Here is a 23,061-nt window from a genome sequence, read left to right as displayed (position 1 = left end):
GAGGTTCCATGCGCAAGCTCGTAGCCGGCGCGGCGACCCTGGTCGCCCTCGCCGCCTGCACGTTCACGGCGTCGCCGGCAACCGCGGCCGACGCCCCGTACGACGTCCTGGTCTTCTCCAAGACCGCCGGCTTCCGGCACGACGCGATCCCGGTCGGCATCCAGACCATCCGGGATCTCGGCGCGGCCAACAACTTCACGGTCACCGCGACCGAGGACGCGAACGCGTTCACCACGGCCAACCTGGCCCAGTACGAGACCGTCGTCTTCCTCAACACCACCGGCGACGTCCTCAACGCGACCCAGCAGACGGCCTTCGAGTCGTACGTGCGGGGCGGCGGCGGTTACGCCGGGGTGCACGCGGCGGCCGACACCGAGTACGACTGGCCCTTCTACGGTCAGCTGGTCGGCGCGTACTTCCAGTCGCACCCGGCCATCCAGCAGGTCACCACCCGGGTCGAGGACCGGGGGCACGCGAGCACGGCCCACCTGCCGCAGGCCTGGACCCGGACGGACGAGCTCTACAACTACCGCACCAACCCGCGCAGCACCGCGCACGTGCTGGCCACCCTGGACGAGTCGACGTACTCCGGCGGCTCGATGGGCGCCGACCACCCGATCGCCTGGTGCAAGACGATGGACAGCGGGCGCTCCTGGTACACCGGCCTGGGGCACACGCAGGCCTCGTACGCCGAGGCGAACTTCCGCACCCACCTGCTCGGCGGCATCCGCTACGCGGCCAACCGGGCCAAGGCCGACTGCCGGCCCGAGACCGGCTACACCGCCCTCTACAACGGCAGCACCACCGGCTGGACGCAGGCCGGGCCGGGCGGCTTCACCAGCAGCGACGCCACGCTGAGCTCGACCGGCGGCATGGGTCTTTACTGGTACTCGGCCAAGCCGTTCACGTCGTACTCGCTGAAGGCCGACTGGCGGCTCACCGGCGACAGCAACTCGGGCATCTTCGTCGGCTTCCCCAACCCCAGCAACGACCCGTGGGTGGCCGTCAACCAGGGCTACGAGATCCAGATCGACGCCACCGACGCGGCCGACCGCACCACCGGCGCGATCTACACGTTCAAGTCGGCCGACCTGGCCGCCCGGGACGCCGCGCTCAACCCGGCCGGCGAGTGGAACACCTATGAGCTGCTCGTCGAGGGCCAGCGCATCCGGGTCTACCTCAACGGCCGGCTCGTCAACGACTTCACCAACACCGACCCGGCCCGCAACCTGGACGGCTACATCGGCATCCAGAACCACGGCGCGGGCGACCAGGCCGCGTTCCGCAACATCCGGGTCAAGGAGCTGACCGGGCAGCCGCCGGTCAGCAACCTGGCGCTCAACAAGACCGCCACCGCCTCCAGCGTCGAGAACGGTTCCTACCCGGCTTCCAACGCGGTCGACGCCTCGACGACGACCCGGTGGTCGAGCGCCTTCGGGGACCCGCAGTGGGTCCAGGTCGACCTGGGCGCCACCTTCAACGTCAACCGCGTCCGCCTGCTCTGGGAGGCGGCGTACGGATCGGCGTACCAGATCCAGACCTCGGCCAACGGCACCACCTGGACCACCGAGCGCTCGGTGACCGGCGGCAACGGCGGCGAGGACGACCTGACCGGCCTCAATGCCCAGGCCCGGTACGTCCGCGTGCTGGGCACCACCCGCGCCACGGCGTGGGGCTACTCCCTCTTCACCTTCGAGGTCTACGGCAACTGAGCCGTCCGCGGGCCGGGACCCACAAGGTCCCGGCCCGCGCACCACAGCAACAAAAGGAGGACCAGATGACGACCACCGGAGTGTGGCTGATCGGAGCACGCGGATCCGTGGCGGTGACCAGCGTCGTCGGGGCCCTGGCGCTGCGCGCCGGGCTCGCCGAACCGCTCGGCTGCGTCACCGAACTGCCCGAGCTGGCCGGCCCGGCCCTGCCCGGCCTGGCCGACCTGGAGTTCGGTGGCCACGACATCAGCGACCTCACCCTGGAGAAGAAGGTCGAGAGTCTGGTCGCCGCCGGGGTGCTCCCGGCCCGGCCGGCCGGCGCCGTGACCGATCAGCTGGCCGCGGTGCAGCGCGAGATACGCCCGGTGCCCACGGCGGACTCGCAGCTCGAGACCGCCCGGTTGATCGCCCAGGACATCGACGACTTCCGCCGCCGGCGCGGTCTCGAGCGGGTCGTGGTCGTCAACGTCTCGTCCACCGAGCCGGCCGTGACGCCGCATCCCGCCCACGAGAGCCTGGCCGCGCTCGAGGAGGCCCTCGGTTCCCCGGGCGAGCACGTCTTGCCGCCGAGCTCGCTCTACGCCTACGCCGCCTTCACGGCCGGCTGCTCCTTCGTGGACTTCACCCCGTCGACCGGCTCGCGGCTGCCCGCCCTGCGGGAGCTGGCCGACCGGCACGGCCTGCCCTACGCCGGGCACGACGGCAAGACCGGCGAGACGCTGGTCAAGTCGGTGCTGGCCCCCATGTTCGCGATGCGGCACCTGCGGGTCCGCACGTGGTCGGGCACCAACCTGCTGGGCGGGGGCGACGGCGCCAACCTGGCCGACCCGGCCGCCAACGCCGCCAAGGCCGGCAGCAAGCAGCGGGTGCTGGCCGAGACGCTGGGCTACCAGCCCGAGGGCAGCAGCCACATCGAGTACGTCGACGACATCGGCGACTTCAAGACCGCGTGGGACCTCATCACCTTCAGCGGGTTCCTCGGCACCCGGATGCGGATGGAGTTCTCCTGGCACGGCTGCGACTCGGCCCTGGCCGCCCCGCTCATCCTCGACCTGGCCCGGCTGACCTCGGCCGCGCACGCCGCCGGGCGCGGCGGACCCCTCGCCGAGCTGGCCTTCTTCTTCAAGGATCCGATCGGCGAGGTGCCGCACGCGCTGCCCGACCAGTGGGCCGCGCTGGTCGCCTTCGTGCGGGGCCTCCATGCGCCTGCGTGACCTGGCCGAGCTCGTCCGCGCGCCGGCCGCCCTGTCCGTCCCCGGTGACACGGTGGCCGGGGCGGCCGCGGCGGGCGGGCTGCGACGCTCGACTCCGGCCCTGGCCGCGGCCTCGGTCTGTCTCTACTGGGGTGGCATGGCCGCCAACGACTGGGCCGACCGGGAGCTCGACGCCGTCGAGCGGCCCGGACGGCCGATCCCGTCGGGCCGGGTGCCGGCGCGGCACGCGCTGCTCACCGCGGCCGGGCTGACCGCGGCCGGCGTCGGCCTGGCCGCGGTGGCCGGCGGACGCCGGGCCGCCGCGGTCGCCCTGCCGCTCGCCGCGACGGTCTGGGCCTACGACCTGTGGGCCAAGAACACAGCGGCCGGACCGGCTGTGATGGCGGCCTGCCGGGGCCTCGACGTGCTGCTCGGGGCCAGCGGCGGCAACCTCCGCCGGGCCGTCCCGCCGGCTCTCACCGTGGCCGCGCACACCTACACGGTCACCGAGTTGTCGCGCCGGGAGGTGTCCGGAGCGACGCCGGCGCTGCCGCTGGCCACCCTGGCCGCGACCGCCGCGCTGGCCGCCACCACGGCGGGCCGGCGACCGGGCCCGGCCGGGCTGCTGGCGGCCTGGTACGCGGCCGGCTACGGGACCGCGCAGGCCCGTGCGGCCGCCGACCCCACGCCGGGCCGGGTGCGCGCGGCCGTCGGCGCCGGCATCACCGACCTGCCCCGGCTGCAGGGCGCGCTGACGGCCAAGGCGGGCGCTCCCGCGTACGGGCTGGGGCTCGCCCTCGTCGCGCCGCTCGCCCGGATCCTGGCGCGGAAGGTGTCACCGACATGAGATTCGGATACGGCACGAACGGCTTCACCAACCACCGGCTGCCCGAGGCGCTGGCCGTCCTGGCCGACCTCGGCTACGACGGGGTCGCGCTCACCCTCGACACCAACCACCTGGACCCCTTCGACGCCGACCTGGCCCGCCGCACCGCCGGCGTGGCCGCCGACCTGCAACGGCACGGCCTGGCCGTGGTCATCGAGACCGGCGCCCGCTACCTGCTCGACCCGTGGCGCAAGCACTCCCCCACCCTGATGGACGACGACCCGGCCCGCCGGCTGGAATATCTGCGCCGGGCCGTGCGGGTCGGCGCCGACCTGGGCGCCGAGGCGGTCTCGTTCTGGGCCGGCATCGGCCCGCCGGAAGCCTGGGACCGGCTCGTCGACGGCACCCGGCAGATCGTCGAGCTCGCCTCAGAGACGGGCGTGACGCTGGGCTTCGAGCCGGAGCCGGGCATGCTCGTCAACGACATCGCCGACTGGCGTCGGCTCCACGACGACCTCGGGCGACCGCCGAACTTCGGCATCACCCTCGACATCGGACACTGCCGCTGCCTGGAGACGTTGCCGGTGCCCGAGTGCGTCACCGCGGTCGCCGACCACCTCGTCAACGTGCAGATCGACGACATGCGGCGCGGAGTCCACGAACACCTCGAGTTCGGGACCGGCGAGATCGACTTCCCACCCGTGCTGGCCGCGCTGTCGGCCTCCTACGACGGGCTCGTCTCGGTCGAGCTGCCCCGGCACGCGCACGCGGCCCCGGCGATCGCCGCCCGCTCGCTCGAGTTCCTGCGCAACGCCGCCAAAGAGGCAGGAGACCGGCATGACCACCCTCGATGAGCTCCGCACCTTCCTGCCGGCCGAGTTCCGGCCCGGCGACGTGCCGGCCCTGTTCCCGGCCGCGGCCCGCCGCTACGGACGCGAGCCGCTCACCGAAGGGTGGACGACCGACGAGGCGGCCCGCGCGCTGATGCTCGCCGCGGTGCCGCCGGCCGAGGTCCACGAGATCTACCGGTACGGGGACACGGCCGAGAAGCTGGCCGTGCTCAAGGCGCTGCCGCTGCTGCCGATCGGGGACAGCGCCGTGCCGCTGCTCGAGGACGCGTTGCGCACCAACGACACCCGGCTGGTGGCCGCGGCCCTCGGCCCGTACGCGGAGCACCTCGGCCAGGAGGCGTGGCGTCAGGCCGTCCTCAAGTGCGTCTTCATGGGCGTGCCGCTGCGGCTCGTGCACGGGCTGCCCGAGCGCGCCGACCCCGAGCTGCGGGCGATGCTCAGCGCCTTCGCCGCCGAACGCCACGCCGCTGGCCGGGACATGCCGCCCGACGCTCTCGCCCTGCTCGATTCGCTCCAGGAGGCCTGATGCGCATCTTCGACCCGCACATCCACATGACGTCGCGCACCACCGACGACTACCGCCGCATGGCCGAGGCCGGAGTGCAGGCGGTGGTGGAGCCCGCGTTCTGGCTGGGGCAGCCGCGCACCAACCCGGGCTCGTTCACCGACTACTTCGACTCGCTGATCGGCTGGGAGCCGTTCCGGGCCGGCCAGTTCGGCATCCGGCACCACGCCACGATCGCGCTGAACCCCAAGGAGGCCAACGACCCCCGCTGCCGGCCGGTGCTCGACCTGCTGCCGCGCTACCTGGCCAAGGACGGCGTGGTCGCGGTGGGCGAGATCGGGTACGACTCGATGACGCCGGCCGAGGACGAGGCCTTCGCGGCCCAGCTGGCCCTGGCGCTCGATCACGACCTGCCGGCCATGGTCCACACCCCGCACCGCGACAAGGCCCGCGGCACCCAGCGCAGCCTCGACGTCGTCAAGGAGTCGGGCATCGACCCGGGCCGGGTGCTGCTCGACCACCTCAACGAGGTCACGGTCGGCCTGGCCCGCGACGCCGGCGTGTGGGCCGGCTTCTCGATCTACCCCGACACGAAGATGTCCCCGGACCGCATGGTCGCGATCCTGCGCGAATACGGCCCCGACCGGGTGCTGGTCAACTCGGCGGCCGACTGGGGCAAGTCGGATCCGCTGCTCACCCTGCGGACCGCCGAGGCCATGCTGGCCGGCGGCTTCGACAAGGACGACGTCGACCGGGTGCTGTGGCGCAACCCCGTCGAGTTCTACAGCCAGTCGGGCCGGTTGGACCTGTCCGACCTGCCCGAACCGGACGCCACCTTTGCCGGCAACTCGATCCTGCGCGGAGGCAGCTGATGCATCTGAGCTACTGCACCAACGTGCACCCGGCCGAGGACCTGGCCGGCATCATCGAGCAGCTCGACACGTACGCGCTGCCGATCCGCCGGCGCCTGGGCTCGGACGTCCTCGGCCTAGGACTGTGGCTGGCCGCCCCGGCCGCGGCCGCCCTGGCCGACGACCCGGCGCTGCGCCAGCGGCTGCGGCACGAGCTCGACGCGCGCGGGCTCGAGGTGGTCACCCTCAACGGTTTCCCGTACGAGGCGTTCCAGGCGCCGGTGGTCAAGCACGCCGTCTACCACCCCGACTGGACCTCCCCCGACCGGCTGGACTACACCCTCGACCTGGCCCGGGTGCTCAGCGACCTGATGCCCGAGACGGCCACGTACGGCTCGATCTCGACGCTGCCGCTGGCCTGGCGCACGCCGTGGGACCCGTCCCGCGCGTCGGCCGCCCGCGGGCACCTCGACGACCTGGCCCGCGGGCTGGAACGCATCGCCGCGGAGACCGGGCGCACGATCCGGGTCGGCTTCGAACCCGAGCCCGGCTGCCTGATCGAGAACACCACGCAGGCCGCCCACCTGCTGGCCGACGTGGACAAGCGGTGGCTGGGCGTCTGCCTCGACCTGGCCCACCTGGCCTGCGCCTGGGAACAGCCGGCCGCGGCGCTCGACCGGCTGGCCGCAGCCGGGGTGCCGGTGGTCAAGGTGCAGGTGTCGGCGGCCCTGCAGGCCGACGATCCGCTCGCCACCGAGGACGTCCTGCGGACCTATGTGGAGCCGCGGTTCCTGCACCAGACCCGCTCGGCGTTCGGCGGGGCCACCGACGACCTCGACGCGGCGCTCGGGGAACAGCTGCCCGGGCCGTGGCGCATCCACTACCACGTGCCGTTGCACGCCGTGCCGTCCGCGCCGCTGACCTCGACGGTCCCGGTGCTCCGGCAGGCCGTCCACGAACTCCTGACCCGGACCGACTGCGAGCACTACGACGTCGAGACGTACACCTGGGGTGTCCTGCCGCCCGATCAGCGGCCGGCCGACGCGGCCGGCCTGGCCGACGGGATCGCAGCCGAGCTCGCGTTCGCCCGCGACCTGATGACAGCGGAGGTGGCCCGATGACCCGGCTGCTCGTGCTCGACGTCGTCGGCCTGACCCCGCGGCTGCTCGAACACATGCCCCGGCTGCGCGCCGTGGCCGACCGCGGCTTCCAGGCCCCGCTCGGGACGGTGCTGCCCGCCGTGACCTGCTCGGCCCAGTCCACCTTCCTCACCGGCGCCACCCCGGCCGAGCACGGCATCGTCGGCAACGGCTGGTACTTCCGCGAGCTCGGCGAGGTCTTCCTCTGGCGCCAGCACAACGCACTGGTCGGCGGCGAGAAGCTCTGGGACGCGGCCCGCAAGGTCTCCCCCGGCTACACCGTGGCCAACGTGTGCTGGTGGTACGCGATGGGCGCCCAGGTCGACTGGACCATCACCCCCCGGCCGATCTACCGCGCGGACGGCCGCAAGGACCCGGACTGCTACACCTACCCGCCGGAGCTGCACGACGAGCTGCCGCCGTTCCCGCTCTTCACCTACTGGGGGCCGGCCGCCGGGATGCCGTCGTCGCAGTGGATCGTCCGGGCGGCCCAGCACCTGCTCAAGACCCGCAACCCCGACCTCACCCTGGTCTACATCCCGCACCTGGACTACGACCTGCAACGCTTCGGCCCGTCCTCCCCCCAGGCGGCGGCCGCGGCCGCCGCCCTCGACAAGGTGCTGGCGCCGCTGCTCGACCAGCCCGGCCTCACCGTGGTGGCGCTGTCCGAGTACGGCATCACCGACGTGAGCAAGCCGGTCGACATCAACCGGATGCTGCGCACCGAGGGCCTCCTCGAGGTCTACACCCAGGACGGCATGGAGTACCTCGACCCGTGGGTGTCGCGGGCCTTCGCCGTGGCCGACCACCAGGTGGCCCACGTCTACGTCCGCGATCCCGGCGACCTCCCGGCCGTGGCCAAGCTGTGCGCGGCTCTGCCCGGCGTCGACCAGGTGCTCGACGAGGCCGGCAAGGCGGCCCACGGGCTCGGCCACGACCGGGCCGGCGACCTCGTGCTGGTGGCCGACCCCGACGCCTGGTTCACCTACTACTACTGGCTCGACGACGCCCGGGCCCCCGACTTCGCCCGCTCGGTCGAGATCCACCGCAAACCCGGGTACGACCCGGCCGAGCTGTTCTTCGACCCGGCCGACCCGGGCGCGGCCAAACGCCGGGCCGTGAAAGCCGTGGCCCGCAAGAAACTGGGCCTGCGCTACGTCATGAACCCGGTCGGCCTCGACGCCGGGGCCCGCGCCGTCCGCGGCTCGCACGGAAGGCTGCCCGACAACCCGGCCGACGCCCCGGTGCTGCTGTGTTCCGACCCCTCCGCCGTACGGGACAAGGTCGAGGCCACCGAGGTCAAGGCCCTGCTCCTAGGGCTGGCGGGCCTGTCATGACACTCGAAGCGACCCGCCCCCCGGCCGCCGCCGAACTGCGCCGGCGCTTCGACCTGGCCCTCGCCGCCTTCATCGACCGGCAGGACCCGGCCTGGCCCGACGGCGCCCCGCGCGGGGCCCTGGACAGCCTGCGCCGCTTCGTACTGGCCGGCGGCAAACGACTGAGGCCGACGTTCTGCTACTGGGGCTGGCGCGGCGGCGGAGGCGAGGACTGCCCCGAGGTCGTCAACGCGGCGGCCGCGCTGGAACTGTTCCACGCGTTCGCCCTCATCCACGACGACATCATCGACGGCAGCGACCGGAGACGCGGCCAGCCCTCGATGCACCGCTTCTTCGCCACCCTGCACGACCGCCACTCGTGGCGAGGCGACTCCCTGGCGTTCGGCCGCAACACAGCCCTGCTGTGTGGCGACCTGTGCGCGGCGTGGGCCGAGCAGATGTTCCACGAGTGCGGCCTGCCACCCCGCCAGATCCACCAGGGCTACGCGGCGTTCGCCCTCATGCGCACCGAGGTGATCGCCGGCCAGTACCTGGACCTGGTCTCCGGCGTAGGCGACGGCTCGGTGGCGAGCGCCCTGACGGTGATCCGCATGAAGGCGGCCCGCTACACGGTCACCAGACCCCTGCAGATCGGCGCGTGGCTGGCCGGCGCCCCGAGAGCGTTGTACACGGCCTTCACCGACTTCGGCGACCCGCTGGGCGACGCGTTCCAGCTCAGGGACGACGTGCTGGGCGTCTTCGGCGACCCGACGATCACGGGGAAGTCCACCCTGGACGACCTGAGAGAAGGAAAACCGACGGTCATGATGGCGCTGGCCCGGGACGCGGCCACCCGGGCCCAGGCGCAGCAGATGGCCGGGCTCTTCGGCAATCCGGACCTGGACGCGTCCGGCGCCGAGGAACTGCGCGCGATCATCATCGAGACGGGAGCGCTGGACCAGATCGAACAGATGATCCGCGTGCGGGCCGAAGCCGGCTTGGCGGCGCTGGCTCTGGCGCCGGTGCCGTCGTTCGTGCGGGACGCTCTGAGCGATCTGGCCACGGCCGCGGTCGATCGGGTCAACTGAGGGCGGCCTGACGGGTGGGTGGACTTGTTGCGGTTGACGGGTGGGGCCGAGGGTGGCCAAGCTCGGCGGTAAAGCGTCTATGGCCGTGCTTGGCCACCCTCGGCCCCACCCTTGCGGGGGAGCACGCGGCGGCTGAGCGGTGGGTCGCCGGCTGCTGATCGCCTGGTGAAGGCGGCGGTCACCTGACGGGTGAGGGGTCTGGCTACCGCGCTGTGGTCACCGGACCGGAAGTCGGCAAGGGCGGGCAGACCTGAGTGGTGGGTCAAGGGGACCGAACCCTGCCGCTTGCGGTCAGCACGTCACGCTTGGGCGATGGAAGGCTGCGCCGCAACCGAACGGTGAGCCACCCGTCTTTCCTCAGCGCGCCCCCGGCTCGGGGGATCTCCGGGCGACGGCAGCCCAAGCTCATCGCGAGGTGAGGGAAGCCGCAACCGGGGTTTGGTTGCGGCTTCCCTCAGCTTGCGATTCGCTACGGCAGCCGCCGCCCGGAGATCCCCCGAGCCCCTACCGCAACCATCGCCAGAGAGATCTCCAGCGATGGCCGGGGTTCGGGGCAGAGCCCTGAGGTCCACCCCCGACAACAATGAACATCTCTTAACGCAAGCCGCGACGACCTCACCGGTCGAGAGCCGCACCCACCCCCGATGAGAAGATCACGCCATGGGCGAACAAGCGACACGCCGCACCACAGCCCGCCTGACCTGCGCGGAATGGCACCCCAACGCCACCACCACCGTCCTGGCCCTGCACGGCCTGACCAGCACCTCAGAAACCTGGTCCCCCTTGGCGACCGCCCTCCCCCACACCCGCCTCCTGGCCCCCGACCTCCCAGGCCGGGGCGGCTCCGTCACCACAACCGCCTCCCCCGGCCTCCCCGGCCACGCCGCCGCGGTGGTGGCCCTGGTCGACGACCTCGACCTGACCGACCTCACCGTCGTAGGCCATTCGATGGGCGCCTTCCTGGCCCCGCTGGTCGCAGCCGCCCTGGGCGACCGGGTCCGCAAGCTGGTGCTGGCCGACGGCGGCATCCCACCCGACCCCTCCCCCTTGCTGAGCCGCCCCGTCGTCAAGGCGATCTTCACCGCGCAGGCGCTGTTCCTGGGCCGCCGCTGGCGCACCCCCGACGCCTTCCTGGAGGCGACCGAGGGCCGGGTGTTGCGTACCCGCCCCGATCTCCGCCCGTCGGCACGGGAGGCCGCCGCCTACCTGCTCGACGGCAACGGTCGCCCCCGATTACGCCGCCACCGCCTGGTCGCCGACGCCGCCGACACCCTCGCCGGACCGCCCACCCTCACCGCCGTACGGGATCTGGAGGTGCCGGTGCATCTGCTGGCCGCCGCCCACGGTACCCACGACGGGGCCGCGGCCTTCCTCAACGACGCCGCGCTGGCCCGCGCCTCGGCGCTGCTGCCCCGGCTCACCATCGAGCGGGTCGACGCCAACCACGTAACCCTGCCGTCCCACCCCCGGCTGGCCGCAGCGGTCAGCTCAGACCCAGCATGAACTCGGCCCCGCCAGCCGCTGCCGTCAGCTCAGATCCAGCATGAACTCGACCCCGCCGACCGCCGCCGTCAGCTCAGGTCCAGCGTGAACTCGACCCCGCCGACCGCCGCCGTCAGCTCAGGTCCAGCGTGAACTCGGCCCGGTTGACGCCGCCGGCCACCTGGAACTCGAGGAACGCGCGGTAGCGGCCCGCGCCCGGCACCGACACGTTGAACCTGATGGCGCCGTCGACCAGTTCCTGGTCGGGGTGGACGTGGACGTAGCCGAGGTCGCCCTCGCGCAGCACGACCAGGTGGCCGTACGCGCCCAGGTAACGCTCCAGGGTGGCCGGGCCGGGGGCGCCGGCCCGGGCGACCCGGAAGCTGACCGGGACGGTCGCGCCGATCGTGGGCTTGCCCTCCATGGTGACGGCGAAAGAGCCGGCCTGGGCCTGGGTGGCCGCCTTGGGCAGGGCGAACTCCGGCGCGGTCCCGGGCACCAGGTGATCGACGCCCAGGACGAGCGGCGTGGGGGCGCCGTCCGCCGTGGCCACGGTGAAGTCGGCGAAGATGCGGTAGGCGCCCGCCCGGGGCAGGGTCAGCGGCACCGACCACAGGCCGTCGGGCGACATCGTGGGGTGCAGGTGCTGGAAGCCGCCCAGGTCGCGGCCGGCGATGACCAGGTGCAGGGGCTGGTCGTGCACCACGGCGAAGCGGGTGGCCGGTTGGCGGTCGGCGCCGACGATCCGGAAGGCGTACTCGACGGTCCGGCCCGCGGGTTGGGAGCGGCGCACCGGCTGCAGCGTGTAGCCGCCCGCGCTGACGGTCGTGCCGGCCGCGTCCACCGTGGCCGCGCCGGCGTCGCTGCCCCCGTGCTGGTGACCGGCTCCGGCGGCAGCCGGGACCGCGGCCGGGCCGGTCGCGCCGGTCGCGACCGGCGCACGCTGCTCGGGGACGGTCGCGCGGCCCAGGGCGTAGCCGCCGACGAGCGCCACGACCACCGCGCCCACCGCGATCGGCACGACCGGAAGCGGAGTCCGGCGGCGCCGCACGAGGACGACACCGGCCACCGCGGCGACAGCCGCGACCGTCCCGCCGAGCCAGCCCAGCCACGCGTATCCGCCGGAGTCGTCCTGAGGCTGTGCGGGCGCGGCCGCGGCCGTGGGGGTGGCCGCGGCGGTGGCCGTGGGGGCCGCCGCGGCCGACGGGCCGGGGCCGCCGGAGCCGGTGAGCGCCGGATCGGCCTGGTCGGTCGGCGGCGTCCACCCGGCCGGGGCCGGCGTCGCGGGCCCGGTGTACTTGAAGGTGACGGTCCCGTGCACGGAGTCGCCGTCGGAGGCCTTGGACAGGTAGTCGACCTTGTACTCCCCCGCCGCCGGCAGGTGGGCGACGCGCACCCGGGCCGGGAACCCGGTGGTGTACTGCCGGGGCTCGAACTTCCCACCCTCCATGAAGTACTCGGTGACCGGCTTGTCCAGCGGCCGCGGGCTCGCGTGCTCCCAGCCGCTGTCGACCCGGCCGCCGCCCGGGGCGGTGACCGTGAAGTACGCGTTGTCCGGCACCTTCTCGGTGAAGAACAGCTCCACGCTGCCGACCGGAGCGGCCAAGGTCGTCCCGCTGGCCGGGTTGGACATGGCGAGCGTGCCGTGCGCGGCGGCCGGCGAGGGCGCGGCGAACACGACGACGACGGCAGCGGTGAACGCGAGGACAACTCGGTGGAAGACGCCCATCGACCCATCCTCGGAGAACGGAAGCTTTAGTCAAGGTATCGAGATCTTTTATTCGCCAGACCGAAGTTCTGCCCGCCCCGATCTCCAGCGTCCCGGTCAGGCAGCCGTCAGTCGATAATCGACTTCTGTATATTTCGGGTCCACCTGACGCCGTTAGCGTTCCCCCGTCTCCGACTGGATGGGGTTCGCGATGGCCGAGCTGGATCGCCGGACGTTTCTGCAGATGCTGGGCATGCCGGCGGTCGCGTCGGCCCTGCCGGCGAGCCTGGACAAGGCGCTCGCCATCCCGGCCAACAACCGTACCGGCAGCATCGAGGACGTCGAGCACGTCATCTTCCTGATGCAGGAGAACCGCTCGTTCGACCACTACTTCGGCACCCTGCGCGGGGTGCGTGGCTTCGCCGACCCCCATCCCGTACGGCTGCCGACCGGCAAGAGCGTCTGGCATCAGCCGCACGGCGACTCGGAACTGCTGCCGTTCCGGCCCGAGGTGCCGGACATGGGTGACACGTTCCTGCCCGACCCGCCGCACGGCTGGAACGACACGCACGACGCCTGGAACGGCGGCCGGTACGACCGGTGGGTGCCCAACAAGGGCGTGCAGACGATGACCCACCACACCCGGGCCGACCTGCCCTACCACTTCGCGCTGGCCGACGCCTTCACAGTGTGCGACAACTACTTCTGCTCGCTGATGGGCTCGACCGACCCCAACCGCTACCACATGTGGACGGGCTGGGTCGGCAACGACGGTAAGGGCGGCGGCCCGGTCGTCGACAACGCCGAGGCCGGGTACGACTGGTCGACCTATCCGGAACGGCTGGAGCGCGCCGGCGTCCCGTGGAAGATCTACCAGGACACGGGGATCGGGCTGACCGCGGCCGGATCGTGGGGCTGGACGAGCGACCCGTTCATCGGCAACTACGGCGACAACTCCCTGCTCTACTTCCACCAGTACCAGAACGCCCGGCCGGGCAGCCCGCTCGCCGACCGGGCCAAGCGCGGCACCGAGATCGCCCAGCTCGGCCGGGACCCCGCGAAGTTGCTCAGCGACTTCCGCGAGGACGTGCGCAACGACCGGCTGCCCGCGGTGAGCTACATCGTCGCGCCCGAGGCGTACACCGAGCACCCGAACTGGGGACCGCACTACGGCGAGTGGTACGTCTCGCAGGTCATCGACATCCTGGCCGACAACCCGCGGGTGTGGAGCAAGATGGCCCTGTTCCTCACGTACGACGAGGAGGGCGGCTTCTTCGACCACCTGGTGCCGCCCACCCCCGACCCGGGGCGCTCGACCGTGCCGATCACCAATGAGATCTTCCCCGGCAGCGCCGACCACCCGACCGGCCCGTACGGCTTCGGGGTGCGGGTGCCGACCATCGTGGTCTCGCCGTGGACCCGGGGTGGCTGGGTCAACTCGGAACTGTTCGACCACACCTCGCTGATCCGCTTCCTGGAGCGGCGCTTCGGGACCCGGGAAACCAACATCACCCCGTGGCGGCGAGCCGTGGCCGGCGATCTGACCAGCGCGTTCGACTTCAAGACCCCGAACCGCCGGCTCGTCGACCTGCCCGGGACGGCCGCGTTCAAGCCGACCGAGCTGACCCGGCAGCCCGACGACGTCCCGGTGCCACCGGCCGACCCCAGTCTTCCGGTCCAGGAGCAGGGCGTACGCCCGGCCCGCGCCCTGCCGTACGAGCTGCACGCCGACGGCAAATCGGCCCCGACCGGCTTCACGATCGAGTTCCGCAACACGGGCCGCGCCGCGGCGGTGTTCCAGGTCCACTCGGCCGACCCGGCCCACGAGCCGCGCACCTACACCGTCGAGCCGCGCAAACGGCTCACCGGCATGTGGCCCACCGGCCAGGCGTACGACCTGGAGGTGCGCGGCCCGAACGGCTTCTACCGGCACTTCCGGGGCACAGCCGGCCGGCCGTCGGTCGAGGTGCGCGCCGAGCAGCACGACCACGTCGCCGTCCTCGAGGTCAGCAACCACGGCTCCGCCCGGGCCCTGGTCAAGGTGGTCGACCGCTACACCGGGCGGACCACCACCCGGGCTGTCCCGGCCGGCGGCAGGCACACCGAGAGGCACTCGGCCGAGAAGGCCCGCGGCTGGTACGACCTGAGCGTGACGGCCGAGGGCCTCGAACGCCGGTACGCCGGGCACCTCGAGAACGGCCGGGAGAGCATCAGCGACCCGGGCATGGCCGGACTGACCTGATCAGGCTGCGAGTTCCCGTTCGACGGCGGCCGGGCGGTAGCCGGCGACCTCGTGCGCGGGCATCGGCCGGCCGTAGTAGTACCCCTGCGCGTAGCGGTAGCCGAGGCGCTGCAGCTCGACCGCCTGCCCGGCCGTCTCGACGCCCTCGGCCACCGCGCGCAGCCCCAGGCCCTGGCAGATGCCGATCAGGGCGGCCACCACGACCGCCTGCGGGCCGTCGTCGGTGACGTCGTCGACGAACGACTTGTCGACCTTCAGAACGTCGGCCGGGCAGGTGCGCAGCAGACCCAGCGACGAGTGGCCGGTGCCGAAGTCGTCCAACGCGATCTTGACGCCGAGCGCGGCGATGGCCCGCAGCTCGGTGAGCGCGGTGCCGCCGTCGAACACCGCGGTCTCGGTGACCTCGACGGTCAGCACCTCGGGCGGCAGTCCGGTGCGGCACAGGACGGCCGCGACCTCGTCGGCGAAGCCGGCCTCGCGCAGCTGGCGAGCCGAGACGTTGACGGTGACCGTGCTGGGGGCGCCCGCGCCCAGCTCGGCGCGCCAGCGCATCGCCTGACCGCAGGCCTCCTCCAGGATCCAGGCGCCCAGCGGCACGATCAGGCCGGTGCGCTCGGCGGCCGGGATGAAGACGGCCGGGCCGATCGGGCCGCGCTCGGGGTGCCGCCAGCGGATCAGGGCCTCGACGCCGTACAGCTCGCCGCCCGGCATCGTGACGATCGGCTGGTAGAGCAGCGTGAGCTGGTCGGTGTCGAGGGCGATGCGCAGGTCGGCGGCCAGCCGCGACTGCTCGGCGGTGCGCTGGTCCATCGCCGTGGCGTAGGTGACCTGGCGGCCCTTGCCCTGCCCCTTGGCCTCGTACATGGCCACGTCGGCGCGGCGCAGCAGCTCGTCTGCGGTGTCGCCGTCGCGGGCCGGGGCCAGGCCGATGCTGGCCTCGACGACCAGCTCGTGGCCGCCCGCGCGCACCGGGCGGCGCAGCCGCGAGGCGATCGCGGTCAGGGTCCCGGCCGCGTCGCCGCGCAGCAGGAGGGCGTACTCGTCGCCGCCGAGCCGGGCCGCGACGCCGCCGGGACCGAGCCGCGACCGGATCGTCGCGGCGACGGCCGTGAGCAGCTCGTCGCCGACCGCGTGGCCCAGGTCGTCGTTGATGGCCTTGAAGTCGTCGAGGTCGATCAGCGCGACGAACACGTCGGCCGGGTCGTCGGCCAGCGCGGCGGTGATGTCCCGGGTGAGCACGGTCCGGTTGGCCAGCCCGGTGAGCGCGTCGTGGCCGGCCTGATGGGCCAGTTCCCGCTGCCGGGCGTCGAGGTCGTCGAGCAGGCGGGCGTTGTCGCGCAGGGCGACGAGCTGACGGGTGGCGACCAGCAGGGTCACGGTGACCGAGCCGATCGCGATCGCGATGAGGTCGGCGCTGTTCTCGACCGCGGTGGAGAGCAGCAGGCCGCCGGTGGCCAGGACGGCGGCGTACGGCATCAGGCTGAGCCGCTGCATCGGCGGGCGCGGCAGCGGACGGCCGACCCGGGTGGCCCGGATCTGGCGGTCCGCGGCCAGGCTGAGGCACAGGCAGCAGGCCGGCAGGAGCACGTGCGCGGTGTTCAGGTACGGCCTGTCGGCCAGCAGGGGCGCGAACGCCCCGCCGCCGGCCCCGACCGCGCCGGTCAGGGCCAGCAGGTGCAGGGCCCGCCGGTCGATCGGCCCGGTGCCGGTGAACGCGACCTTGACGAACGCGAAGACGCAGATGATGCCGGCCGACAGCACGATGATCACCGTGGCCGAGTCGGCGAAGCCGCCGCCCAGCCAGCTCTCCCAGCGCGGGAAGGCCAGATGCCAGGTGAAGGTGAGCACGGTGACGATGACCGTGGCGATGTCGAGGCCGAACCGGATCCACTCGATGCGCGACCGGCGGGCCCCGGGAATGCGCAGGAGTCCCATCAGGAACACGGCCAGGCCGCTCACGTACACCGCCGCGGTGAACCCGCTGATGTGCTGGCCCTGCTGCGTGCCGCTGTAGTAGTCGTAGGCGTTGGAAGCCCCGCCGAGGCCGATCAGGACGATGCCGACCGATGCGTATCGCCAGTAGGTGCGGCCCTGACGGGAGGCCCGCCAGGAGGTGGCCGCGGCGAGCAGCACGGCGATCACCACCGGGACCCAGCCCGACCACGACGGGGTCAGGCCCAAGAGGCCGACCGCGAACCAGAGCGACGCGATCACGAGGACGGCCCCGGCGATGGCCAGGGTACGCGTCAGACGGAACGGCGGAACGGTGGCTGCCTCCGCGCCGGGTGTCCTCTCCACATCGATCCCATCGGCTCGATAACGCCGCGGATGAGAAAGATCGCGGCGCCGCCCGGGCCACAGGTTAGACCCCGGGCCGCACCCACGCGAGGGACGAACGGATGATCGATGAACCGAAACCGGCCAGGTCCGGATCGCTTTTGACCGGCCGGGACAATTACCGGGACAGTAGGGGCGTGAGATCGGCCCTGGCTGCGCTGACCGTCGCGGCGTTCGTGACGCTGCTGGTGGACGTCGGCGGCGGTCATCGCGACGGCGTGGCGCTGCTGCCCGGCTTCCTGTTCACCGTGGTCGCCACGCTCGGGTTCGGCCGGGTCGAGCGCCGGGATCACCGGTTTCTCCGGTACGCGTACACAGCCGGGCTGCTCGTGCTGGGCTTCGCGGCCTTCATCGTCTCGCACGCCTCGGTCGGGGCCACGCTCATGCTGGTGGTCCTGGTCGTCCAGGCCACCCTGCTGCTGCCGCTCGGTGCGGTCGCGGTCGTCGTGCTGCTGCTGCCGCTGCTGCACACCGGCATGGCGTTCGTCGAGGGCGTCCGGGAAGGGCTCGGCCTGCTCGCCGTGGGGGCGTTCGCGGCGGTCGTCACCAAGTCGCTGATGCGCGAGCGGGACGCCCGGGCCGCCCTGGCCCAGGCTCAGCTCAAGGTGGAGGCGCTGGCGGTCCTCGAGGAGCGCAACCGGGTCGCGCGCGACATCCACGACGGGCTGGGTCACGCGCTGACCGTCGTGCAGATGCAGATCAAGGCGGCCCGCGCGGTGCTGGCGGCCGCCCCCGAGCGGGCCGACGACCTGCTGGACAAGGCTCAGCACCAGGCCGAGGAGGCCCTCCGGGAGGTACGGCGGTCGGTCGGCGCGCTGCGCGAGCAGAGACCGCCGGTTCCGCTGCCCGAGGCGTTGCGGGCGCTGACCGAGGCCGCCGGGCTGCCGACCGTGCTGGACGTCCACGGCGACCCCCGGCCCCTGCGGCCCGACGCCGAGGAGTCGCTGTTCCGCGCGGCGCAGGAGGGCCTCACCAACGTCGGCCGGCACGCGCACGCCACCCGGGCCTGGCTGGTCCTCGACTATTCACCCCCCGGCGTACGCCTGGAGGTGCGCGACGACGGCGCCGGCGTCATCGGCTCGACCGACGGCGGGTTCGGGCTGCTGGGGCTGCGGGAGCGCGCGACGCAGCTGGGCGGCCGGCTGACCCTGGACTCGGCGCCCGGGGACGGCGCGACGCTGCGGATGGAGTTGCCGGGATGAGCACCGTACGGGTCCTGCTCGTCGACGACCAGGCGCTGTTCCGCGAGGCGCTGGCTGTGCTGCTGTCGGCCCACCCCGGTCTGTCCGTCGTCGGCGAGGCGGGCGACGGCGCCGAGGCGGTGCGCCGGGTCGCCGAGCTGTCGCCCGACGTCGTGCTGATGGACCTGCGCATGCCCGTGCTCGACGGCGTCGCCGCCACCCGGCGCCTCCGGGACGAGCACCCGGCGACCCGGGTCATCGCGCTGACCACCTTCGACGACGACGCCGACGTGTTCGCGGCCCTGCGCGCGGGCGCGGTCGGCTACCTGCTCAAGGACGTGTCGTCGGAACGGCTGGTCGAGGCGGTCCGGGCGGCCGCCCGCGGCGAGTCGGTGCTGCAGCCCTCGGTGGCGGCCAAGGTCGTGGCCCGCTTCGCCCAGCTGCCCGACATCGAGGCCCCGGAGGCGGCGGTGCCGCTCTCCGAGCGCGAGCGGGAGGTGGTGCGGCTGCTCGCCCGCGGCCGCAGCAACCGCGAGATCGCCGCCGCGCTGTTCCTGGCCGAGGGCACGGTCAAGAACCACGTGACCACGATCCTCGGCAAGCTCGGCGTGCGCGACCGCACCCAGGCCGCGCTGCGAGCCCGCGAGCTGGGCCTGCTGCGGGAGTGACCCCGGTCGTGACTTCCGGCACCTGCGCCCGTGACCCGGCCGCCGCGACGATCGGCCCATGACAACGACCACGTCCAGCCGCACCCGTTCCCGTCTCCGCTTCGCCGGCCACTACCTCGAGATGGTGGTCGCCATGCTCGTGGGCATGGTCGCCCTCGGCCCGCTGTGGTCGGCGGCGCTGCCCGGTCTCGACGCGTACCCCGACGCGGCGGCCATGGTGATGGCCACCGACATGTCCATCGGCATGGCCGTGTGGATGCGCCTCCGCCGGCACGACTGGTCGCACATCGGCGAGATGTGCGCCTGGATGTGCGCGCCGTTCGTGGTGCTCCTGGTCCCGTACTGGATGGGCCTGATCGACGGCGGCGTGCTGATGACGGCCGGCCACGTCCTGATGTTCCCCGCGATGCTGGTGCCGATGCTGCGGCACCAGCACTGACGTCGGTCCTCAGGTACGGGACCGCAGAGCCGAGAGCAGCGCGGCCGGCGTACGGGGGTCGTCCAGGGTGACGGCGAACCGGCGGCCGTCGGTGCGGTGCACGACCAGACCGGGCCCGCGGCGCAGCACCAGCGCGGCCCGGCCCGGCGTCACCCGGTAGCCCCAGCCGCCCCACTCCAGCGGCTCGATGTCGGCCACCTCGACGCCGGCGATGCCGGTCAAGGGAATGGTCGTGAACGGCAGGCCGATCAGCCCGGCCACCAGCCGCAGGCCGCGCCGGTCGGCGGTGACCCGCACCTGGCCGAGGACCAGACCGGCGAGGACGGGCAGCGCGAGCACCGGCCAGAGCACGCTCAGTCCGGCGGCGGCCAGGACCGCGATCAGCAGGGCGGCCGCCCCGGTCACGGCGAGGATCAGCGGGGCCCGCAGCGTGGTGCTGTAGGCGGCCCGCTCGGCCGGTCCGAGGTCGAGCGGGGTGACGGCCGGGGCCGGCGGCGGCGGCGTGACCGGCGACGGCCCGGCCACCACGGCGACGGCAGCGCCCCAGGCGATCCCGGCCACGACGAACAGGAAGCGCCACCCGGGCCGGGGGTCGGCCGGATCGGCCAGATTCGCGGTCGCGGCGGCCACCCAGACGCCGGCCGCGCTGCCGGCCAGCACCCCGGCCCCGCCCAGCAGGTAACGCCGGCCGGGGACGCCGCGAGCGCGGAACGCGGCCACGACACCGGCCAGACCGGCGACCATGCCGGCCACCAGCATCGCCGTCGCGAACGCGCCCGACGAGCTGTAGCCGTCGGCCGCGCCGGAGCCGTTCCAGTGCGTCGCCATCCGCTCGGGCAAGCGGTCGGACCAGGCCGCCCACGTCGCCGCGGTGACCACAACGGGCAGCCAGATCAGGATGATCGCGGCCACTGTCCTCGGTCGGTTCATGGCTGTGCCTCCCTCAGTATCGCGTGAATCTCGGCGTCGGCCAGGCCCTGCCGGCGGGCCTCACCGACGAACTGCCGGGCCAGCTCGACCAGGCGCAGCCGGGCCGCGTCGGCGTCGCCGCGGACCACGGCACCCCGGCCGCGCCGCAGCTCGATCAGCTCCTCGTCGCGGAGCTTGGCGTAGGCCCGGAGCACGGTATGCAGGTTGACGTCGAGCACGTCGGCCAGCTCGCGGGCGGCCGGCAGCCGCTCGCCCGGGGTGAGCTCGCCCCGCAGGATGCCGCCGCGCACCTGCGCGGCGATCTGATCGGCCAGCGGCTCCGCCGCCGACCCGTCGACCCTGAACAACATGTTTGCATTCTACTATAACAAGTCGATGTGAGCGACGACCGTAGAGTGCCTCGCATGCCCGTGCCCGACTGGATCGACGACACCCGGAAGTCCTACGACACCGTGGCGGTGAGCTACGCCGATCTCCTCCGCGACGCGCTCGCCGGCGAGCCGTTCCAGCGCGGGATCCTGGGCATCCTCGCCGAGATGGTGCGGGCCCAGGGCGGCGGACCGGTCGCCGACATCGGCTGCGGGCCGGGGCGCCTCACCGGCTACCTCGACGGCATCGGGCTGGACGTGTTCGGGGTCGACCTGTCCCCCGCGATGATCGAGGTGGCCCGGCGCGACCATCCCGGGTTGCGCTTCGAGGTCGGGTCGATGACCGCGCTGGACGTCGGTGACGGGTCGCTGGCCGGGGTGCTGGCGTGGTTCTCGCTGATCCACGTGCCGGACGACGAGGTGCCGACGGCCCTGAGCGAGTTCCACCGGGTGCTGCGGCCCGGCGGCGCCCTGCTGATCGGCTTCCACGCCGGCGAGGGCAGCAGGCTCAAGACCGAGGGGTACGGCGGGCACCCGATGAACGTCTACGTGCACCGTCGCAGCCCGGGGCGAATGGTCCCCTGGCTCGAGGCGGCCGGCTTCACGGTCGAGGCCGAGATGCTGCATCACCCCGGGCCGGGAGTCGAGGGAGGATTCCTGTTCGCCGGGAAACCGCACCAGGCGGTCACGGCCCGCGTGACCGGGGGCGTCCACCGGTAGGGTCGGGACGTGATCAACCCCTTGGACGCCGCGGGCCCGCTGCGTGCCGCCTACCTGGGCGTCGACTGGGCGGCCGGACTGGGTCCCGTGTCCACGTGGAGCCCGACGCTGCTGGGCGCGGTGGACCTGGTGCTCAACACCCGCAACGCGGTCACTCTCATGTGGGGGCCGGATTTCCGGCTGGTCTACAACGCCGCGTACGTGCCGATGATCGGCGACAAGCACCCGGCTGCTCTCGGGGCGCCCGCGCGCGAGGCGTTCGCCGAGATCTGGGACGAGATCGGGCCGATGCTCGAGTCGGTGCGGGCGGGCCGGGGCGCCACCTGGACCGAGAACATGAAGCTGCTGATGAACCGGCACGGCTACCTCGAGGAAACGTACTTCACCTTCTCGTACTCGGCGGTGCGGTCCCCGGCCGGCGAGATCGAGGGCATCATCGACATCGCCTCCGAGACCACCGCGCTGGTCATCGGCCGGCGGCGGCTCGAGCTGCTGGACCGGCTCACCGAGCGGGTCGCCGATGTCGAGTCGGTGCCGCACTTCCTCCAGCAGGTGCTGCCCGTGCTGCGGGACGCCTCGGACGACCTGCCCGGGGTGGACCTCGAGAGCGGCCCCCGGCTCGGCGGTGACAGCCGGGTGCGGCTGCCGCTCGCCGAGGGCCTGGAGCTGGTCACCGGGCTCAGCCCGCACCTGCCCGACGACGAGGACTATCGCGGCTTCCTGCGCCTGGTCGCCTCGGCGCTGGTGCTGGGGCTCAACCGGGTGGCGTCGCGCCGGACGGCGGCCACGGAACGCCAGATGGCCGAGGCCCTGCAGCGCAGCCTGCTGAGCCACCCGGCCCAGCCCGACCACCTGGAGGTGGCCGTGCGCTACCACCCGGCGGCGGAGGGCGCGTGGGTCGGCGGCGACTGGTACGACGCGTTCCAGCTCCCGGGCGGCCGCCTGGCCGTCGCGGTCGGCGACGTCACCGGCCACGACCGCGACGCCGCCGCGGCGATGAGCCAGGTCCGCAACCTGCTGCGTGGCATCTCGTACGCGCTGCCGGTGCCGCCCGGCGAGGTTCTGTCATCTCTCAACGACGCGATGACCGGCCTGGTGGTCGACGAGCTGGCCACGGTGGTGCTGGCCCACATCGACCTCGCGACGCACGACATGCGCTGGTCCAACGCGGGCCATCCCCCACCGGCGCTGCTGGGGCCGGACGGCGCCGCCCGTCTGCTTCAGGCGGCCTCCGAGCCCCTGCTGGGCACACACATCCGCACCGGCCGCACCAGCCACGAGGTGCATCTGGAGCCGGGCACCACGGTCGTCTTCTACACCGACGGGCTGCTCGAACGTCGCGACCGGCCGCTCGACGAGGGCTTCGCCGCCCTGCTGGGGGCCCTCACCGGCCAGTCCCACCTGAGCGCCGAGGAGATCTGCGAGCACCTCTCCGACGCCCTGATCACCGAGTCCGAGGACGACGTCGTCCTCGCCGTGGTCCGCCACCAGCCGGAGTGAGCCGG

Annotated in this window: 20 protein-coding genes; 16 read left to right on the top strand and 4 right to left on the bottom strand. The window is 73.1% G+C overall.

The genetic code is table 11. The annotated features are described in order from the left end of the window. Positions 1-8: 8 nt before the first annotated feature. From HJC40_RS03395 to HJC40_RS03350, 10 genes are all read left to right on the top strand, one after another. Positions 9-1,712 carry a ThuA domain-containing protein gene (locus tag HJC40_RS03395; RefSeq protein ID WP_249998122.1) on the top strand — a complete coding sequence of 568 codons (1,704 nt, stop codon included), beginning with the start codon at positions 9-11 and terminating at the stop codon, positions 1,710-1,712. A 65-nt stretch (positions 1,713-1,777) separates the two neighbouring features. Continuing rightward, positions 1,778-2,926: an inositol-3-phosphate synthase gene (locus tag HJC40_RS03390; protein ID WP_249998121.1), complete on the top strand. Its 1,149-nt coding sequence runs from the start codon at positions 1,778-1,780 to the stop codon at positions 2,924-2,926. Next, complete coding sequence (locus tag HJC40_RS03385) at positions 2,913-3,752, top strand: SCO3242 family prenyltransferase (RefSeq protein ID WP_249998120.1); 840 nt, start codon at positions 2,913-2,915, stop codon at positions 3,750-3,752. The genes HJC40_RS03390 and HJC40_RS03385 overlap by 14 nt, the downstream gene beginning before the upstream one ends. Then, positions 3,749-4,585: a sugar phosphate isomerase/epimerase gene (locus HJC40_RS03380; RefSeq protein ID WP_249998119.1), complete on the top strand. Its 837-nt coding sequence runs from the start codon at positions 3,749-3,751 to the stop codon at positions 4,583-4,585. Before HJC40_RS03385 ends, HJC40_RS03380 begins: the two co-directional genes overlap by 4 nt. Next, entirely contained in the window at positions 4,569-5,108 is a 540-nt protein-coding gene (locus tag HJC40_RS03375; RefSeq protein ID WP_249998118.1) for an EboA domain-containing protein, read from the top strand. The genes HJC40_RS03380 and HJC40_RS03375 overlap by 17 nt, the downstream gene beginning before the upstream one ends. Beyond that, positions 5,108-5,959, top strand: a complete 852-nt coding sequence (locus tag HJC40_RS03370) for a TatD family hydrolase (protein ID WP_249998117.1) — start codon at positions 5,108-5,110, stop codon at positions 5,957-5,959. Before HJC40_RS03375 ends, HJC40_RS03370 begins: the two co-directional genes overlap by 1 nt. Next, a complete protein-coding gene (eboE, locus tag HJC40_RS03365) occupies positions 5,959-7,059 on the top strand; it encodes a metabolite traffic protein EboE (protein WP_249998116.1) in 1,101 nt (366 codons plus the stop codon). The genes HJC40_RS03370 and eboE overlap by 1 nt, the downstream gene beginning before the upstream one ends. Continuing rightward, positions 7,056-8,414 carry an alkaline phosphatase family protein gene (locus tag HJC40_RS03360; RefSeq protein WP_249998115.1) on the top strand — a complete coding sequence of 453 codons (1,359 nt, stop codon included), beginning with the start codon at positions 7,056-7,058 and terminating at the stop codon, positions 8,412-8,414. The genes eboE and HJC40_RS03360 overlap by 4 nt, the downstream gene beginning before the upstream one ends. Then, positions 8,411-9,481, top strand: coding sequence for a polyprenyl synthetase family protein (locus HJC40_RS03355; RefSeq protein ID WP_249998114.1), 1,071 nt, complete (start codon positions 8,411-8,413; stop codon positions 9,479-9,481). Before HJC40_RS03360 ends, HJC40_RS03355 begins: the two co-directional genes overlap by 4 nt. Positions 9,482-10,141: 660 nt before the next feature. Next, the gene (locus HJC40_RS03350) at positions 10,142-10,984 is read left to right on the top strand and encodes an alpha/beta hydrolase (RefSeq protein WP_249998113.1); all 843 of its coding nucleotides are present in this window, start codon (positions 10,142-10,144) and stop codon (positions 10,982-10,984) included. Between the two features lie 112 nt (positions 10,985-11,096). On the opposite strand, the gene HJC40_RS03345 is transcribed toward HJC40_RS03350, so the two are convergent. Next, positions 11,097-12,692 (bottom strand): copper resistance protein CopC, encoded by a 1,596-nt coding sequence (locus tag HJC40_RS03345; RefSeq protein ID WP_249998112.1) that lies wholly within the window; start codon positions 12,690-12,692, stop codon positions 11,097-11,099. Between the two features lie 190 nt (positions 12,693-12,882). Here HJC40_RS03345 and HJC40_RS03340 point away from each other — a divergent pair, with 190 nt between their 5' ends. Then, positions 12,883-14,913: a phosphocholine-specific phospholipase C gene (locus tag HJC40_RS03340; protein ID WP_249998111.1), complete on the top strand. Its 2,031-nt coding sequence runs from the start codon at positions 12,883-12,885 to the stop codon at positions 14,911-14,913. Here the strand turns inward: HJC40_RS03340 and HJC40_RS46015 are convergent, their stop codons facing one another. Further along, on the bottom strand, positions 14,914-17,211 hold the full coding sequence (locus HJC40_RS46015; protein WP_249998110.1) for an EAL domain-containing protein: 2,298 nt from the start codon (positions 17,209-17,211) through the stop codon (positions 14,914-14,916). Between the two features lie 176 nt (positions 17,212-17,387). Here HJC40_RS46015 and HJC40_RS46010 point away from each other — a divergent pair, with 176 nt between their 5' ends. From HJC40_RS46010 to HJC40_RS03320, 3 genes are read left to right on the top strand one after another with little or no spacing between them, the layout of a single operon-like run. Continuing rightward, the gene (locus HJC40_RS46010) at positions 17,388-18,452 is read left to right on the top strand and encodes a sensor histidine kinase (protein WP_249998109.1); all 1,065 of its coding nucleotides are present in this window, start codon (positions 17,388-17,390) and stop codon (positions 18,450-18,452) included. Further along, positions 18,449-19,099, top strand: coding sequence for a response regulator transcription factor (locus HJC40_RS03325; RefSeq protein ID WP_249998108.1), 651 nt, complete (start codon positions 18,449-18,451; stop codon positions 19,097-19,099). The genes HJC40_RS46010 and HJC40_RS03325 overlap by 4 nt, the downstream gene beginning before the upstream one ends. Positions 19,100-19,157: 58 nt before the next feature. After that, entirely contained in the window at positions 19,158-19,538 is a 381-nt protein-coding gene (locus HJC40_RS03320) for a hypothetical protein (RefSeq protein WP_249998107.1), read from the top strand. A 9-nt stretch (positions 19,539-19,547) separates the two neighbouring features. Here HJC40_RS03320 and HJC40_RS03315 read toward each other — a convergent pair whose 3' ends face one another. Then, positions 19,548-20,468, bottom strand: coding sequence for a DUF1648 domain-containing protein (locus tag HJC40_RS03315; RefSeq protein WP_249998106.1), 921 nt, complete (start codon positions 20,466-20,468; stop codon positions 19,548-19,550). After that, a complete protein-coding gene (locus HJC40_RS03310; RefSeq protein ID WP_249998105.1) occupies positions 20,465-20,818 on the bottom strand; it encodes a GntR family transcriptional regulator in 354 nt (117 codons plus the stop codon). Before HJC40_RS03310 ends, HJC40_RS03315 begins: the two co-directional genes overlap by 4 nt. Positions 20,819-20,872: 54 nt before the next feature. Between HJC40_RS03310 and HJC40_RS03305 the strand changes: the two genes are divergently transcribed. Together HJC40_RS03305 and HJC40_RS46005 are read left to right on the top strand one after the other, a co-directional pair. Beyond that, the gene (locus HJC40_RS03305) at positions 20,873-21,556 is read left to right on the top strand and encodes a class I SAM-dependent methyltransferase (RefSeq protein ID WP_249998104.1); all 684 of its coding nucleotides are present in this window, start codon (positions 20,873-20,875) and stop codon (positions 21,554-21,556) included. Positions 21,557-21,565: 9 nt separating this feature from the next. Further along, positions 21,566-23,056 carry a PP2C family protein-serine/threonine phosphatase gene (locus HJC40_RS46005; protein ID WP_249998103.1) on the top strand — a complete coding sequence of 497 codons (1,491 nt, stop codon included), beginning with the start codon at positions 21,566-21,568 and terminating at the stop codon, positions 23,054-23,056. Positions 23,057-23,061: the final 5 nt, after the last annotated feature.

Source organism: Actinoplanes sp. M2I2 (genome assembly GCF_023544445.1).
Taxonomy (GTDB): Bacteria; Actinomycetota; Actinomycetes; order Mycobacteriales; family Micromonosporaceae; genus Actinoplanes.
Note: the sequence above shows the minus strand (reverse complement) of the source record. Positions and strands in the feature narration are given on the sequence as shown.

Bases quoted from the DNA above. Each gene is read 5' to 3' on its own strand.
- HJC40_RS03395 (WP_249998122.1), top strand. From the start codon at position 9: ATGCGCAAGCTCGTAGCCGGCGCGGCGACCCTGGTCGCCCTCGCCGCC.
- HJC40_RS03390 (WP_249998121.1), top strand. From the start codon at position 1,778: ATGACGACCACCGGAGTGTGGCTGATCGGAGCACGCGGATCCGTGGCG.
- HJC40_RS03385 (WP_249998120.1), top strand. From the start codon at position 2,913: ATGCGCCTGCGTGACCTGGCCGAGCTCGTCCGCGCGCCGGCCGCCCTG.
- HJC40_RS03380 (WP_249998119.1), top strand. From the start codon at position 3,749: ATGAGATTCGGATACGGCACGAACGGCTTCACCAACCACCGGCTGCCC.
- HJC40_RS03375 (WP_249998118.1), top strand. From the start codon at position 4,569: ATGACCACCCTCGATGAGCTCCGCACCTTCCTGCCGGCCGAGTTCCGG.
- HJC40_RS03370 (WP_249998117.1), top strand. From the start codon at position 5,108: ATGCGCATCTTCGACCCGCACATCCACATGACGTCGCGCACCACCGAC.
- eboE (WP_249998116.1), top strand. From the start codon at position 5,959: ATGCATCTGAGCTACTGCACCAACGTGCACCCGGCCGAGGACCTGGCC.
- HJC40_RS03360 (WP_249998115.1), top strand. From the start codon at position 7,056: ATGACCCGGCTGCTCGTGCTCGACGTCGTCGGCCTGACCCCGCGGCTG.
- HJC40_RS03355 (WP_249998114.1), top strand. From the start codon at position 8,411: ATGACACTCGAAGCGACCCGCCCCCCGGCCGCCGCCGAACTGCGCCGG.
- HJC40_RS03350 (WP_249998113.1), top strand. From the start codon at position 10,142: ATGGGCGAACAAGCGACACGCCGCACCACAGCCCGCCTGACCTGCGCG.
- HJC40_RS03345 (WP_249998112.1), bottom strand. From the start codon at position 12,692: ATGGGCGTCTTCCACCGAGTTGTCCTCGCGTTCACCGCTGCCGTCGTC.
- HJC40_RS03340 (WP_249998111.1), top strand. From the start codon at position 12,883: ATGGCCGAGCTGGATCGCCGGACGTTTCTGCAGATGCTGGGCATGCCG.
- HJC40_RS03325 (WP_249998108.1), top strand. From the start codon at position 18,449: ATGAGCACCGTACGGGTCCTGCTCGTCGACGACCAGGCGCTGTTCCGC.
- HJC40_RS03320 (WP_249998107.1), top strand. From the start codon at position 19,158: ATGACAACGACCACGTCCAGCCGCACCCGTTCCCGTCTCCGCTTCGCC.
- HJC40_RS03315 (WP_249998106.1), bottom strand. From the start codon at position 20,468: ATGAACCGACCGAGGACAGTGGCCGCGATCATCCTGATCTGGCTGCCC.
- HJC40_RS03310 (WP_249998105.1), bottom strand. From the start codon at position 20,818: ATGTTGTTCAGGGTCGACGGGTCGGCGGCGGAGCCGCTGGCCGATCAG.
- HJC40_RS03305 (WP_249998104.1), top strand. From the start codon at position 20,873: ATGCCCGTGCCCGACTGGATCGACGACACCCGGAAGTCCTACGACACC.